The organism is Enterobacter oligotrophicus (assembly GCF_009176645.1).
Classification (GTDB): Bacteria; Pseudomonadota; Gammaproteobacteria; order Enterobacterales; family Enterobacteriaceae; genus Enterobacter; species Enterobacter oligotrophicus.
In genome coordinates this window covers 862,834-876,469 of record NZ_AP019007.1, presented here as the reverse complement: position 1 = coordinate 876,469, position 13,636 = coordinate 862,834, and the positions used below count along the sequence as shown (strand labels likewise).

Here is a 13,636-nt window from a genome sequence, read left to right as displayed (position 1 = left end):
TGGTAGTTACATGTCTTTTTCAGAACTACTACAAAGGAGTCGGGATGAGTTCTCAATCCCAGGCCAAATCACCGGAAGCCTTACGAGCAATGGTCGCCGGGACGCTGGCTAATTTTCAGCATCCAACCCTGAAGCACAATCTCACCACGCTGAAAGCGCTGCACCACGTCGCCTGGCTGGACGACACGCTGCACATCGAACTGCAGATGCCGTTTGTCTGGACGAGTGCATTTGATGTGCTGAAAGAACAAACCAGCTCCGAGCTGCTGCGCATTACCGGCGCAAAAGCGATCGACTGGAAGCTGAGCCACAGCATCGCCACGCTGAAACGCGTGAAAAACCAGCCGGGCGTTAACGGTGTGAAAAACATCATCGCCGTGAGTTCAGGTAAGGGCGGGGTGGGTAAATCCTCCACCGCGGTAAACCTCGCACTGGCGCTGGCTGCCGAAGGGGCGAAGGTCGGCATTCTGGATGCGGATATTTACGGCCCGTCCATTCCGAACATGCTGGGCGCAGAAAACCAGCGTCCAACTTCGCCGGACGGCACGCACATGGCACCGATCATGGCGCATGGTCTTGCGACCAACTCCATCGGTTATCTGGTCACTGACGACAACGCGATGGTCTGGCGTGGCCCGATGGCCAGCAAAGCACTGATGCAAATGCTGCAGGAGACAATGTGGCCGGATCTCGATTATCTGGTGCTGGATATGCCGCCGGGCACCGGTGATATTCAGCTGACGCTGGCGCAGAACATTCCTGTTACCGGTGCGGTCGTGGTCACGACGCCACAGGATATCGCCCTGATCGACGCCAAAAAAGGCATCGTGATGTTCGAGAAAGTCGAAGTGCCGGTGCTCGGTATCGTCGAGAACATGAGCATGCATATCTGCAGCAACTGTGGGCACCATGAGCCGATCTTCGGTACTGGCGGTGCGGAAAAGCTGGCGGCGCAGTATCACACCCAACTGCTGGGGCAGATGCCGCTGCACATCACGCTGCGTGAAGATCTGGACAGCGGGAAACCGACGGTGGTCAGCCGTCCGGACAGCGAATTTGCGGAGATGTATCGTCAGCTGGCGGGGCGCGTTGCGGCGCAGCTTTACTGGCAGGGCGAAGTGATCCCGAGCGAAATCGCGTTCCGCGCGGTGTAACGCCTCTGCGTTTTAGTGCCGGGTGGCGGCTTCGCCTTACCCGGCCTACGAAACTACAAATGGCACTATCACGTAGGTCGGGTAAGGCGAAGCCGCCACCCGACTTTAACCCAACCGATAGTGCATCAAATAATACTCTCCGTCCGGAGAATTCCCGGATGCCTCAATATGCCAGCCGTGTCGCTGGTAAAAGGCAATCGCCCGCGTATTTTTCACCAGACACTTGAGCGCCCCCGTACTGGTAAACGTCTTCTGTACGTGCTCAAGCAACATATGCCCGACGCCCAGGCTCTGATACTGCGGGTCGACAAACAGATTGTGCAGAAAATTATCGTTCGTCCAGACTGAGGCGAAACCAAGTCGATGTCCATCCTGCACCGCCACCCAAATCTCTTCGTCCAGGATTGCCGCGTCAAAATCTTCAAGCTGCCACGCTGCGCTGTCCAGCCATGGCCAGGCGTCACGCCGGGCGTGGAGATAGAGCGTGCGCAGGAAAGGGCGATCGCTCTCCTGCCACGGCCGGATTAACATCGCCTTAGCGGTGATAGAAGATGTCTCCGTTATAGGCTTTGTAGATTTTGCCATCCGCATCGCCAATCAGGACATAGTTTTCGCCCATGTAGGTCCAGTGTGTACCTGCATCCGGCGCGGGCAGATTTCGCAGCTGATACTGTTTAATGGTGTATTCAGGGGTTTGATACAGCGCGGGAGCCGTGTCGCCGATCTTGAACTTTGTGAAATCGGCAATAAACTCTTGCTCTTCATAGGCTTTGATGCCAGAAGGCGCAGACCCCGTTTGTGGGGCGGCAGAGGCCACACTCGCCAGAGACATTACTGCACCCAGAAGCAGCCATTTACATTTAGCCATTTTTTCTCCAGTTATACCGTTACAGATACTCACAGCCTGCTGTTGCGTTGACAGCCTGGCAGGCAGACCATTCTAAGGATCAGCGCCTGGTGTGTTTGATAAAAAATGTAACAAAAGTGAACGGTTTTGTGTAGTGCAACAGGCCAGCGCTATTCTTTGCGTGAATGTATTTTGGTCGGACTATTTCACTGGGGTTATGGTTTTTTTAATTAATTCTGAAAATGCATGTTAAATATTGCTTTATCAGAAATGTGGCATGCATTTTAATGAAATAAGATATAAGATTATAAAAAATGGAATCGAATAATTCGCCTGTAGTTAATTCAATCGTCTGGTTGTTTTATTTCACGTTATGATGAAATTGTCTGTTTAATTAACTGAAAACAACTGTGTTTAATGGTGCGAATAGCTTGTGGCTGGTTGGTTGTACGTCTTTCACTCGTTCATGGATGACAAATCACTTTAAATGAAAAAAATAACAGCTCTCTCTGTAATATTCTTAACACTAAGCCAGTTGACAGGGTGCGTATTTTCTCCAGGGCAAACTATAAGCACGGGAGGAAAAAATCGAATTACGTCTACGGAAGAACTTAATTATATAGACAAACGTATGGATATTTATCCCCTTACGCCTTCGCTTGTTGAAAAACTCCGCTCTCCCGCACTGAAATCTCAGGCAAATCCTAATCTGGATGAGCAGATCAAAAACTGGGAATACCGCATTGGAACCGGTGACATTTTGACGGTGACCGTCTGGGACCACCCTGAACTGACGACGCCAGCCGGACAATACCGTAGCGCGAGTGATGCAGGTAACTGGGTCAATGCCGACGGCACACTCTTCTATCCTTACGTCGGCAAACTGCATGCGGCCGGAAAAACGGTTGCTGAGGTGCGTGATGAGATCACCGCCCGGCTGGAAAATGTTATCGAAAGCCCCCAGGTGGATGTCAGCGTCGCCGCTTTCCGTTCACAAAAAGCCTACGTCACGGGGGAGGTGGTGAAATCGGGTCAGCAGGCTATCACCAATATTCCATTAACGGTGATGGATGCCGTCAATGCTGCTGGTGGCCTCTCCGCCGATGCTGACTGGCGCAATGTTGTGCTTACGCACAATGGTCAGGACTTACGTCTCTCCCTGTATGCGCTGATGCAGCACGGCGATCTCACACAAAATAAGCTGCTCTATCCTGGCGATATTCTTTTCGTGCCGCGTAACGATGCGCTGAAAGTGTTCGTGATGGGGGAGGTGGTTAAACAGAGCACGCTGAAGATGGATCGTAGCGGCATGACGCTGGCCGAAGCCCTGGGAAGTGCAGGCGGTTTAAACCAGGACATGGCGGATGCCACCGGGATTTTTGTCATTCGTTCGGTAGCCCAATCCGGGCAGGCGGGCAAGATTGCCAACATCTACCAGCTCAATGCGAAGGATGCCTCCGCAATGGTGCTGGGAACGGAATTCCAGCTGGAACCGTATGACATCGTCTATGTCACCACGGCACCGCTGTCACGCTGGAACCGGGTGATCACACAGCTTGTGCCGACAATCAGTGGCGTACATGACCTGACAGAAACGGTCCGCTACATCAGATCGTGGCCGCAATAATGTTTAATTCCATATTAGTGGTTTGTACCGGCAATATTTGTCGCTCTCCCATCGGGGAGCGACTTTTGCGCCAGCTTTTACCGGGGAAGCAGGTCTCTTCTGCGGGTATTTGGGGGCAGGAAGGAAGCCCGGCAGATCAAGATGCCCAGGTTGTCGCGTTGCGTCACGGCATTTCACTTGATGGTCATGTGGCGCGCAAACTGACGCGTAGCCTGATGCAAAAATCCGATCTGATTCTGGTGATGGAGCCAGAGCATCTTCACTTTATTTCCGCTATGGCACCGGAGATTCGCGGCAAATCGCTGCTGTTCGGGCAATGGCTGGACCCGCAGATCATTCCCGATCCGTACCGTAAAAGCCATGAAGCATTCGAATACGTTTTCGGGCAGTTGGGTAAAGCCAGCCAGGAATGGGCACGCCGTTTAGGGCAAAAAGGAATGAAGCATTAATGTCGTCTTATTCAGCAGACAATTATGGTGCCGCAGCACCTGAAAAAAATGAAATTGATATCGTCCGTTTTCTCGGCGAGATGGTCGATCACCGCGTAATGATATTGAGCGTCACCTTCCTGTTCACGTTATTTGCGGGGATTTATGCGTTTTCCACCACGCCTGTTTATCAGGCTGATGCCCTGATACAGATTGAAGCGAAACAGAATAACAGCCTGCTGAAGAACCTGAGCCAGCTTGGCAGTGAGCTTTCACCTGATGTTGCGCCAGAACTGTTGCTCCTTAAATCACGCATGATTCTGGGTGAGACCGTCGATGAGTTAGGGTTAACGCAGCAGGTTAAACCCCGAGTGATGCCGGTGCTGGGCTCGTTGTGGGGGCGGCTTAGGGGGGAGACGCCGGGTAAAATAACGCTTCAGTCACTGCAGATCCCCCTTCGTGAGGGGAAGCCGCAAGAGCTGGTACTGACGGTTCTGGGGCAGGGGAAATACCGCGTTGACGGGGATAACGTTCATGCTGAAGGGGTTGTCGGAAAGCTGCTCACCAAAAATGGCGTATCGTTGCAGGTCACGTCACTTGCTGCGGCAACAGGGGCGCAATTCACGTTAAAAACGTTTACGAGGCTCGACACCATAAACCGGCTGTTTAAACGCTTTATCGTTACTGAATCGTCTAAGCAGAGCGGCATGCTGGTGCTAACGTTGACGGGTGAAGATCCTGAAAAAATTCCGGCAATACTCAACAGTATCGCAGGCAATTATCTCAAGCAAAATATTGCCCGCCAGGAAGCTCAGGATGCCCGTAGCCTTGCGTTTTTAAAGCACCAGTTACCAAAAATCAGCGGTGAACTGGATCAGGCCGAGGCGCGGCTTAATACTTACCGTGAGCAGCGCGATTCCGTCGACTTATCCCTTGAAGCCAAATCGGTTCTGGATCAGGTGGTGAATGTAGAAAACCAGTTGAACGAACTGACCTTTCGCGAAGCTGAAATCTCACAGTTTTTTAAAAAGGATCACCCTACTTATCGTGCTTTAAGAGAAAAACGCCACACACTGGAACAGCAGAGGGCGCGCCTGAATGGGCGTGTCTCAACGATGCCTTCGACGCAACAGGAAATTTTACGTCTGAGTCGGGACGTGGAATCCGGGCGGGCCATCTATTTGCAACTGCTGACGCGTCAGCAAGAGTTAAATATCTCGCGCTCCAGTGTCATCGGAAATGTGCGGATCATCGATACTGCAGTGACTCAACCAGAGCCGTTAAAGCCCAAAAAAGCGCTGATTATTCTCGTTGGCATGCTGGCGGGCATGATGGTCTCAATGGGCTATCTGCTGGTAATTGTCGCTTTGAAGCGCGGTATTATGATTTCTGAGGAGCTGGAAGCCCACGGAATTCCGGTACTCGCGACGCTGCCACACTCGGTTTGGCTATGGAAAAAAACACACCTGCGCAGGACGAATCCATTTGCTTCCCAGTGGAAACATAAAACGTCGGAAATCCCCTTCCTGCCTGTAGAGAGACCGACGGATATGTTCATTGAGGCGGTGCGGGGGCTGCGTACCAGTCTGCATTTCACCATGATGGATGCCGCAAATCGCATTGTGATGATTTCCGGCCCGACTCAGGACTGCGGAAAGACCCTGGTCAGCACATCGCTGGCAGCCATTGCGGCTCAGGCGGGGCAACGGGTGCTGTTTATTGATGCGGATATGCGCAAAGGGTATGTCCATAACATCTTTGGTCTGCGTAATCATATCGGGCTAACCAGCGTGCTCGCCGGAAAACAGGAGTGTCAGGATGTCATTCAGCGTTATGAAAAAGGCGGTATTGATGTGATGACCTGTGGTCCGGTGCTGTCTCATCCTTCACTGTTGCTGCTGAACGATCGTTTTAAGGCTGTAATGTCATGGGCTGACGAACATTATGATCTGGTTGTCCTCGACACACCGCCCGTGCTTGCCGTAACGGATGCTGCGCTGGCTGCAAAAGAGGCCGCAACAACGGTACTGGTTGCTCGCTTCGGTAAAACCACAATGAAAGAGATGGAGACCAGCCTGAAACGTCTGCATCAGGCGGGCGTGAAGGTGAGCGGCACTATTCTGAACGATATTGTGAAATCCAGAGCACTTTATTACAGCTCAGGGTGTAGTTATCAGGACTACGACTACACCCCGAAGCAAAAGTGACTGCAGGATTAGTGCTTCACTAGCGTAGCGAAGTAGTACACAAGGGGGATGGCGAGAACCCAAAGTCCAACCGGGATTTCGCGCCATTTCCCGGCAATCGTCTTGATGATGATGTAAAACAGTAACCCTCCTGCAATACCCGTCCCGAAGCTATTGGCAATCAGGGTGATCATCACCATCATCAGGACCGGAAGACCTTCGGTGAAGTTTGTCAGATCAACCTTTCGCAAGCCGCTGAACATATTCAGACCAATCAGGATAAGTGCGGGCGCGGTCGCTTCTTTCGGGATCATCAGCGCGATGGGCGTGAAAAGCAGCATCAGCAGGAACATCACCGCGGCAGCCAGCGCCGTCATGCCGGTTTTGCCACCCGCTTCTGCTGCTGCCGACGACTCTATAAGCGCTGTCGCAGCCGGTATCCCTACCCACGGTCCGATGGCGGCGGCAATCGAATCGACCATAAACGGGCGGTTAATTTGCGGCATGTTGCCCTCTTCATCAAGCAAGCCAGCCTCACCGCCCACCGCCAGGGTGGTCCCCATCGTAGAGAAAAACTCAGAAGCGAAAAAGACAAACAGGAAAGGCAGGAAAGCAATATTCAGTGCGCCCAACATGTCGATGTGACCCAACACCGGCGTCAGCGAATGAGGAACGTCAATAAAGCTGGATGGCAATTTCGTCACGCCCAACGGAAGCCCGACCAGGGTCGCGAACAGGATGGCCCACAAAATCGCGCCCGGAATACGACGGGCCTGCAACGCGATTGCCAGGAACAAACCAGACAGTGCCACGAGCGCGCCGGGTGAAAGAAAATCGCCCAGCATCAGTGCGTTGGTTTTAGCGTTTGCCAGCACCAGCCCGGCATTGCGAAAACCGAGGACCGCGACAAACAGACCGATGGAGGCCGTCAGCCCCAGTTTGATAGACTGAGGTACGGAACGGGTGACCACTTCGCGCAGGCCAAAACGGGTCAAGAGGAAGAACAGAATGCCGGACCAGCAGGCGATCCCCAGGCCAATTTGCCAGCCAATCCCTTCACTTCCGGCAAGGGTTACGCCGACCAGGACTGAGCCGCCAATGCCCGGTCCGACGATGAACGGCAAGTTCGCATAGAACGCCATCAGCAGCGTACCGGCAACAAACACCAGAATCGTCCCCGTGGTTGCCGCGCCTTTATCCATGCCGCCTGTCGCCAGAAGACCGGGGATCACCACCAGTAAATAGGCCGCTGCGAGAAAGCCGGTGATCCCGGCGAGACATTCAGTGCGCACCGTACTGCCGCGCGAATGCAGTGCAAAACGACGTTCGAGCCAGCTCCCTGGTGCTGGCGAATTAACGGTATTGTCGGCCATTATCCGGCTCTCCTTCGGTATTATTGTGTTGTGTCCGGGGTTTCCCGGTAAGAAATCAGCGGATCGACAATCTGGCGCGTGGTGCCATCGGTCAGCCCAAGATCGGTTAAATGTGGCCCGGCATTACAGGCAAGGCAGGTTCCCTCAATCGCTTTAAATACCCGGTACGGCGGTTCCCAGTCGGCAATCAGGCTGCTGCGTTCGCGCAGCTCCCGGAACTGGCGCGCCAGCCCGGCAGGGGGCTGGTCCGACAGCATGCCTGCAATCGGCATTTCAACATGGGCAATTAATTTGCCGTTTTGCGCCAGGGCCATGCCGCCGCCGCTCTGGATCAGCGCATTGGCGGCCAGCGCCATATCGTCAGGATCGCGGCCCAGTACCACCAGATTATGCGAATCGTGGGAGTAGCTGGTGGCGATTGCACCGCGCAGCGCTCCCCAGCCTTCCAGCAGGGCAATCTGCGGTTTTGCCGCATGGCGTGCGTGACGATGCTGAACCCAGATCACACTAAAGCCCTCCGGGATCTGCACCTTTCCGTTACGCACCTGCGCGTCAGTCTCCCCCCAGCGGGTAAACCGTGCGCCGCTGATGTGGCGCAGACGGGCGACACCGTGGTGCGCACCGGCAATATGCATGTGAAAATCATCGGCGCTCAGCGAAGACAAATGCACGGTATCGCGTGGCAGTGCCAGTGCGGCATCTGCAATCGGTTCAATCATCGCTCCGTCCCGAGCAATCATTTTCCCGGCCACGTAAACCTGGCGAGCCGTCAGTTTTTCAAGGGAATCGAAGACCACCAAATCGGCACGACGTCCGGCAGCAATCAGCCCCAGGTCGTTGCGCTGCAGACGAAGGGAGGCGTTCAGCGTGGCAAAGCGCAGCGCGTCCGTTGCCGGTAATCCGTGCTCAATAAGCAGATTCAGCAACGCAATAATTCCACCTTTTTCCAGCAGTATGTCCGGCGGAACATCGTCAGTACAGACCGTGATCTGCGATGAAAGATGCGGCAGGGTTTTCAGCGCCCTGACGATATCCGGCAGCAGATAGGGGTGCGAACCGCGAATTTCCAGCGTTAGCCCGGCGCGTAATTTTTCCAGCGCATCTTCGGCGGAGGTCAACTCATGATCAGAGGTCACGCCAGCGGCCAGGTAAGCCTGTAAATCTGCACCGCTGAGCCCGCGCGCATGGCCTTCAATGAGCTTACCGCTTTCAAGCCCCGCCTGCAGGATCTCCAGCATTCGCTGGCTGCCGTTAAGCACGCCGTGCATGTCCATCACCTCCGCTACGCCGCGTACTTCCGGCCAGCGGAGCAGGGTATTCATCTCGTCTCCGGCGAAATCAGCACCCGACATCTCCAGCCCCGGCGTGGAGGGGACACTTGAGGGGGCGGCCACCATCACCTGCAGCGGCAGGTTGCGGCTGGACTCGATTGCAAAACGCACGCCCTCAATACCCAGTACGTTTGCCAGCTCATGTGGGTCCCAGAACACCGCCGTGGTGCCCTGCGCCAGTACAATTTCCGCGTAGCGGGCAGGCAGGAGGTGAGAACTTTCGAGGTGGACGTGCGTGTCCATCAGGCCTGGGGACAGGAAGTGGCCTTGCAGATCGTGCGTCTCAAGCGCATCGCTTCGGCTTCCGCGCGGATGGACGCTGGCGATCAGTTCTCCGACAATGCCGACATCGGCATTGCGGATCTCGCCTGTAGCCATATCAACAATTCGGACATGCGTGAGTAGCAGGTCGAAAGGTGTTTCGCCTCGCGCGGCCTGAACGGCGCGGCGTCGGGTTTCAGCAGTCATGCAATTAACGGTTCCAGCATTCAAACATTGACGATACTCTATGCACCCGGCAAACGTTTGCCCAGCTGATAAAATTTATCGCCCGATAACTCCGGCTTATTCTGAGAAGCGTGAAAAAGATAATGACGACGGAACCCTGGCAGCGCTTGCCCGCGCTTTCTCTTCGGCAGCTTCAGTATTTTGTCACCCTGGCGCAACTGCGTCATTTTACGGATACCGCCAGTAAGCTGGCGATCAGCCAGCCTGCGCTCAGCAGCGCACTGCGGCAAATCGAAACGGTGCTCGGTGGAAAGCTGGTGAACCGTACCGCCTCGTCCGTTACGTTGACGGAGCTGGGTAACGCCATCCTGCCGCATGCGCAGCGGGTGCTTAGCGTGGCCCAGCTCGCATTTGACGACATGCAGCAGATTGTACAGGCGGGCGGCGACGGCACGGTACGCATCGGGCTTATTCCATCCGTCAGTTCTCTGCTGTTTCCCTCGCTTCCGCAGACTCTTGCGCAGGCTTTTCCCCGCCTGAAGGTGGAATTTCACGATCAGACCAATGATGCGCTTCTGGCACAGTTGCTGAAAGGGCAGATTGATTTTGGTATTGGCGCGCTGGATAACTCGGTTCCCGATGGGCTGGAGGTCTTTCCGCTGCAGGACGATCCGTTTGTTGCGGTGATCCACTGTGACGATCCCCTGGCGGCTTCGGCACATGTGCCCTGGAAGCAGCTGGTTGGCCGGGAGATTGCTGTCTTCTCGAAAGGTAACATTCAGCGTCTGGTCGGGGCGCTTGCGGAAAGTCATCGTCTGTCGCTGCAGACGCGCTATCAGGTGGATTACATTGAAACGCTGTACGGCCTGGTGCGCTCGCGGCTGGCCGTGGCGATTTTACCGCAGCTTTACACCACGCATCTTCAGGACCCGCAGCTCAGGGTGGTTCATCTTCAACAACCGGCACTGACCCGAACAGTGGCATTAATGCGCGCGCCGCAGGCATTGCCGCCGCTGATAGAATCCTGCTTTACGCTGATGGTTGAAACCTTGCGAACAAACTGAGGGGATGGGGCAGGGGAAATACCCTCTCCCGGAAGGGAGAGGGGTAAGTCTTACTTCGCCAGAACTTCCTGCGCGGTGCGTTCCACCAGAGACAGCAGGACTTTAACATCCTCCAGCGTCACGGTTGGGTTCAGCAGGGTCAGCTTCAGGCAGGTGACGCCGTTGTGCTCGGTCACGCCAACGTTGGCACGGCCGGATTCCAGCAGCGCATCACCAATTTTCTGGTTCAGCAGGGCGATGCCCGCATCATCCATCTGTACCTGTCCACGGAAGCGGAACAGGACACTTGCCAGCTGTGGCTGCATCACCAGCTCCAGAGCAGACTGCTCTTTCACGTAAGCCGCAACCTGCTGTGCCAGCGTCACGCCGTGATCGATGATCGCCGCGTATTGCTCCTGCCCCAGTGCTTCCAGGCTCATCCACAGCTTGAGCGCGTCGAAGCGGCGCGTGGTCTGCAGAGATTTGGACACCAGGTTAGGCACGCCTGCCTCTTCGTCGAACTCAGAGTTCAGGTAAGCCGCCTGATAGCGCATCAGCTCATAGTGACGCGCTTCTTTCAGCAGGAACGCGCCGCAGCTGATGGTCTGGAAGAACTGCTTGTGGAAGTCCAGCGTCACGGAATCCACCAGCTCAATGCCGTCCAGATAGTGACGATACTGCTCAGACATCAGCAGCGCGCCGCCCCAGGCCGCATCAACGTGTACCCAGATGTTCTGCTTCGCCGCCAGCTCAGCAATCGCGCGCAGCGGATCGATAGCGCCCGCATCGGTCGTACCTGCTGTCGCCACAATCGCCAGAATCTGCTCGCCGTTGGCATTACACTGCTCAATTTTCGCCGCCAGGTCGGTCAGATCCATACGCGAGAATTCGTCCGTTTTCACCTGCACCACGGACTGATAGCCGAGGCCCATCAGCGCCATGTTTTTCTGCACGGAGAAGTGCGCATTCTCGGAGCACAGCACGCGAATTTTACGCAGATCGCCCACCAGACCGTCCTGCTGAACGGAGTGACCCTGGCGCGCAAAGAACGCATCGCGCGCCAGCATCAGACCCATCAGGTTGCTCTGGGTGCCGCCGCTGGTGAAGACACCTGCGTCGCCAGCCTGATAACCCACGCGGGTACGCAGCCATTCGATCAGTTTGATCTCGATAATGGTTGCGGACGGGCTTTGATCCCAGGAGTCCATACTCTGGTTAGTGGCGTTGATCAGCACTTCCGCCGCCTGGCTTACCACCAGGCTTGGGCAGTGCAGGTGCGCCACACACTGCGGGTGATGAACAGACAAACTGTCTTTCAGGAAAAACTCCACGGCACGTTCAATCGCCGCTTCGTTACCCAGCCCTTTCGGGTTGAAATCCAGCTTAATACGGTCGCGCAGTTCCGCGACCGTTTTGCCCTGGTACATCTCAGGCTGTTTCAGCCACTGCATCACAGCCTGAGAGCTTTGTTCAATCGCCTGCTGGTAAGCCTCAATGCTCTGCGCAGAGGAGAACAAAATTGGGTTTGAATCAGACATCGTAATCAACAACTCCGGTTACGCCGGGCGAACGCCCGCAGCAAGCAGTGCCTGCTCAAATTTATCCAGGAAGATTTTCAGCTCATCATCGCTGATCAGCAGAGACGGCAGCAGACGCAGCACAATGCCGTTACGACCGCCACGCTCCAGAATCAGACCGGCTTCAAAGCACTTCTTCTGAATCAGCGCAGACAGCTCACCGTCGCCAGGGAAGCAACCCATGTGGTCAGCGGCTTCATGCGGCTTAACGATCTCAATACCGATCATCATGCCCAGACCGCGAACGTGACCGATAACCGGGTAGCGTTTCGCCATCTCTTTCAGCTGGCCTTTCAGCCATTCACCCTGAGCAGCGACTTTGCCTGCGATGTTCTGGTCTTTCAGGATTTTCAGCGTCGTCAGACCGGTTGCCATCGCCAGCTGGTTGCCGCGGAAGGTGCCGGTGTGGTGACCTGGTGCCCATGCATCGAACTGCTTTTTGATACCGAGCACAGCCAGTGGCAGACCGCCGCCAACCGCTTTGGACATCACGATGATGTCTGGCTCGATGCCAGCGTGTTCAAACGCGAAGAACTTACCGGTACGGGCAAAGCCAGCCTGAACTTCGTCGAGGATCAGCAGAATGCCGTGTTCCTGAGTCACTTTACGGATGCGCTGCAGCCACTCAGCCGGAGCCGGGTTCACGCCGCCTTCACCCTGAACGGCTTCCAGGATCACCGCAGCAGGTTTACGCACGCCGCTTTCAACGTCGTTAATCAGGTTGTCGAAGTAGTAGGTCAGCGCTTTCACGCCCGCCTCACCGCCGATACCCAGTGGGCAGCGGTACTCGTGCGGGTAAGGCATGAACTGCACTTCCGGCATCATACCGTCAACGGCTTCTTTCGGAGACAGGTTGCCGGTGACGGACAGTGCGCCGTGGGTCATGCCGTGGTAACCACCAGAGAAGCTGATGATACCGCTACGGCCGGTCACTTTTTTCGCCAGCTTCAGCGCCGCTTCAACGGCGTCAGCACCGGATGGACCGGTGAACTGCAGGCAATACTCTTTGCCCTGACCAGGCAGCAGAGAGAGCAGGTATTCTGAGAACGCGTCTTTTAACGGCGTCGTCAGATCCAGGGTATGTAACGGCAAGCCGCTGGTAATGACATTTTGGATGCTTTTCAGCACATCAGGATGATTGTGACCCAGCGCGAGAGTGCCTGCGCCAGCTAAACAGTCAAGGTATTCTTTGTTATCTGCATCGGTGATCCACACGCCTTCTGCTTTAGTGATCGCTAAAGGCAGCTTGCGCGGGTAACTCCTGACGTTAGATTCAAACTCGGCCTGACGGGCCAGATAGGTTTCGTTGCTTTTATGGGCATCTACAGTGTCAATACGGACTTTATCCGTCATCATATCACTCCTACAACCGCCGCTTCGTTATGAGCCACGATTGAATAAAAAGTTAAAAAACAGATGGGGCCTGAAAAAAACGCCGCCAATATAGAGCCTTTTGCCACGGGGCTCAATGGTTAATTTGTTTACGGTTTTGTGACGCGGAGGGTGGGGGCGGAAATATGCCCGTTTTGAGAAAAGAAATTGCGCTTTATGCCAAATGAAAACAGACAGTTAAGTGCAATTTGTCAGGACTGTAAAAATAGAGAAAAGTATGTGACAAATCGT

Annotated in this window: 11 protein-coding genes; 5 read left to right on the top strand and 6 right to left on the bottom strand. The window is 54.9% G+C overall.

The features are described from left to right. The first annotated feature begins 44 nt into the window (after positions 1-44). Positions 45-1,154, top strand: coding sequence for an iron-sulfur cluster carrier protein ApbC (gene apbC, locus EoCCA6_RS04175; protein WP_152081605.1), 1,110 nt, complete (start codon positions 45-47; stop codon positions 1,152-1,154). Positions 1,155-1,259: 105 nt separating this feature from the next. Here apbC and EoCCA6_RS04170 read toward each other — a convergent pair whose 3' ends face one another. Together EoCCA6_RS04170 and EoCCA6_RS04165 are read right to left on the bottom strand one after the other, a co-directional pair. Next, the gene (locus EoCCA6_RS04170; protein WP_152081604.1) at positions 1,260-1,739 is read right to left on the bottom strand and encodes a GNAT family N-acetyltransferase; all 480 of its coding nucleotides are present in this window, start codon (positions 1,737-1,739) and stop codon (positions 1,260-1,262) included. Beyond that, complete coding sequence (locus EoCCA6_RS04165; RefSeq protein ID WP_152081603.1) at positions 1,690-2,022, bottom strand: RcnB family protein; 333 nt, start codon at positions 2,020-2,022, stop codon at positions 1,690-1,692. Before EoCCA6_RS04165 ends, EoCCA6_RS04170 begins: the two co-directional genes overlap by 50 nt. 466 nt (positions 2,023-2,488) lie before the next feature. On the opposite strand from EoCCA6_RS04165, the gene EoCCA6_RS04160 reads away from it, so the two are divergent. The 3 genes from EoCCA6_RS04160 to EoCCA6_RS04150 are packed head-to-tail and all read left to right on the top strand — an operon-like array spanning position 2,489 to position 6,263. After that, positions 2,489-3,628 carry a polysaccharide export protein gene (locus EoCCA6_RS04160; RefSeq protein WP_152081602.1) on the top strand — a complete coding sequence of 380 codons (1,140 nt, stop codon included), beginning with the start codon at positions 2,489-2,491 and terminating at the stop codon, positions 3,626-3,628. Beyond that, complete coding sequence (locus EoCCA6_RS04155) at positions 3,628-4,077, top strand: arsenate reductase/protein-tyrosine-phosphatase family protein (protein WP_152081601.1); 450 nt, start codon at positions 3,628-3,630, stop codon at positions 4,075-4,077. Before EoCCA6_RS04160 ends, EoCCA6_RS04155 begins: the two co-directional genes overlap by 1 nt. Next, a complete protein-coding gene (locus EoCCA6_RS04150; RefSeq protein WP_152081600.1) occupies positions 4,077-6,263 on the top strand; it encodes a polysaccharide biosynthesis tyrosine autokinase in 2,187 nt (728 codons plus the stop codon). The genes EoCCA6_RS04155 and EoCCA6_RS04150 overlap by 1 nt, the downstream gene beginning before the upstream one ends. An 8-nt stretch (positions 6,264-6,271) precedes the next feature. On the opposite strand, the gene EoCCA6_RS04145 is transcribed toward EoCCA6_RS04150, so the two are convergent. Both EoCCA6_RS04145 and EoCCA6_RS04140 read right to left on the bottom strand, forming a co-directional pair. Then, the gene (locus EoCCA6_RS04145; protein ID WP_152081599.1) at positions 6,272-7,615 is read right to left on the bottom strand and encodes an NCS2 family permease; all 1,344 of its coding nucleotides are present in this window, start codon (positions 7,613-7,615) and stop codon (positions 6,272-6,274) included. Between the two features lie 20 nt (positions 7,616-7,635). Then, positions 7,636-9,414, bottom strand: a complete 1,779-nt coding sequence (locus tag EoCCA6_RS04140) for an adenine deaminase (protein ID WP_152081598.1) — start codon at positions 9,412-9,414, stop codon at positions 7,636-7,638. A gap of 122 nt (positions 9,415-9,536) precedes the next feature. On the opposite strand from EoCCA6_RS04140, the gene EoCCA6_RS04135 reads away from it, so the two are divergent. Further along, positions 9,537-10,457: a LysR family transcriptional regulator gene (locus EoCCA6_RS04135; RefSeq protein WP_152081597.1), complete on the top strand. Its 921-nt coding sequence runs from the start codon at positions 9,537-9,539 to the stop codon at positions 10,455-10,457. Between the two features lie 50 nt (positions 10,458-10,507). On the opposite strand, the gene EoCCA6_RS04130 is transcribed toward EoCCA6_RS04135, so the two are convergent. Then, positions 10,508-11,974 (bottom strand): pyridoxal phosphate-dependent decarboxylase family protein, encoded by a 1,467-nt coding sequence (locus EoCCA6_RS04130; protein ID WP_152081596.1) that lies wholly within the window; start codon positions 11,972-11,974, stop codon positions 10,508-10,510. Positions 11,975-11,992: 18 nt separating this feature from the next. Then, positions 11,993-13,369, bottom strand: coding sequence for a diaminobutyrate--2-oxoglutarate transaminase (locus tag EoCCA6_RS04125; RefSeq protein ID WP_152081595.1), 1,377 nt, complete (start codon positions 13,367-13,369; stop codon positions 11,993-11,995). Positions 13,370-13,636: the final 267 nt, after the last annotated feature.

Bases quoted from the DNA above. Each gene is read 5' to 3' on its own strand.
- EoCCA6_RS04140 (WP_152081598.1), bottom strand. From the start codon at position 9,414: ATGACTGCTGAAACCCGACGCCGCGCCGTTCAGGCCGCGCGAGGCGAA.
- EoCCA6_RS04125 (WP_152081595.1), bottom strand. From the start codon at position 13,369: ATGATGACGGATAAAGTCCGTATTGACACTGTAGATGCCCATAAAAGC.
- EoCCA6_RS04165 (WP_152081603.1), bottom strand. From the start codon at position 2,022: ATGGCTAAATGTAAATGGCTGCTTCTGGGTGCAGTAATGTCTCTGGCG.
- EoCCA6_RS04135 (WP_152081597.1), top strand. From the start codon at position 9,537: ATGACGACGGAACCCTGGCAGCGCTTGCCCGCGCTTTCTCTTCGGCAG.
- EoCCA6_RS04145 (WP_152081599.1), bottom strand. From the start codon at position 7,615: ATGGCCGACAATACCGTTAATTCGCCAGCACCAGGGAGCTGGCTCGAA.
- EoCCA6_RS04160 (WP_152081602.1), top strand. From the start codon at position 2,489: ATGAAAAAAATAACAGCTCTCTCTGTAATATTCTTAACACTAAGCCAG.
- EoCCA6_RS04130 (WP_152081596.1), bottom strand. From the start codon at position 11,974: ATGTCTGATTCAAACCCAATTTTGTTCTCCTCTGCGCAGAGCATTGAG.
- apbC (WP_152081605.1), top strand. From the start codon at position 45: ATGAGTTCTCAATCCCAGGCCAAATCACCGGAAGCCTTACGAGCAATG.
- EoCCA6_RS04150 (WP_152081600.1), top strand. From the start codon at position 4,077: ATGTCGTCTTATTCAGCAGACAATTATGGTGCCGCAGCACCTGAAAAA.
- EoCCA6_RS04170 (WP_152081604.1), bottom strand. From the start codon at position 1,739: ATGGCAAAATCTACAAAGCCTATAACGGAGACATCTTCTATCACCGCT.
- EoCCA6_RS04155 (WP_152081601.1), top strand. From the start codon at position 3,628: ATGTTTAATTCCATATTAGTGGTTTGTACCGGCAATATTTGTCGCTCT.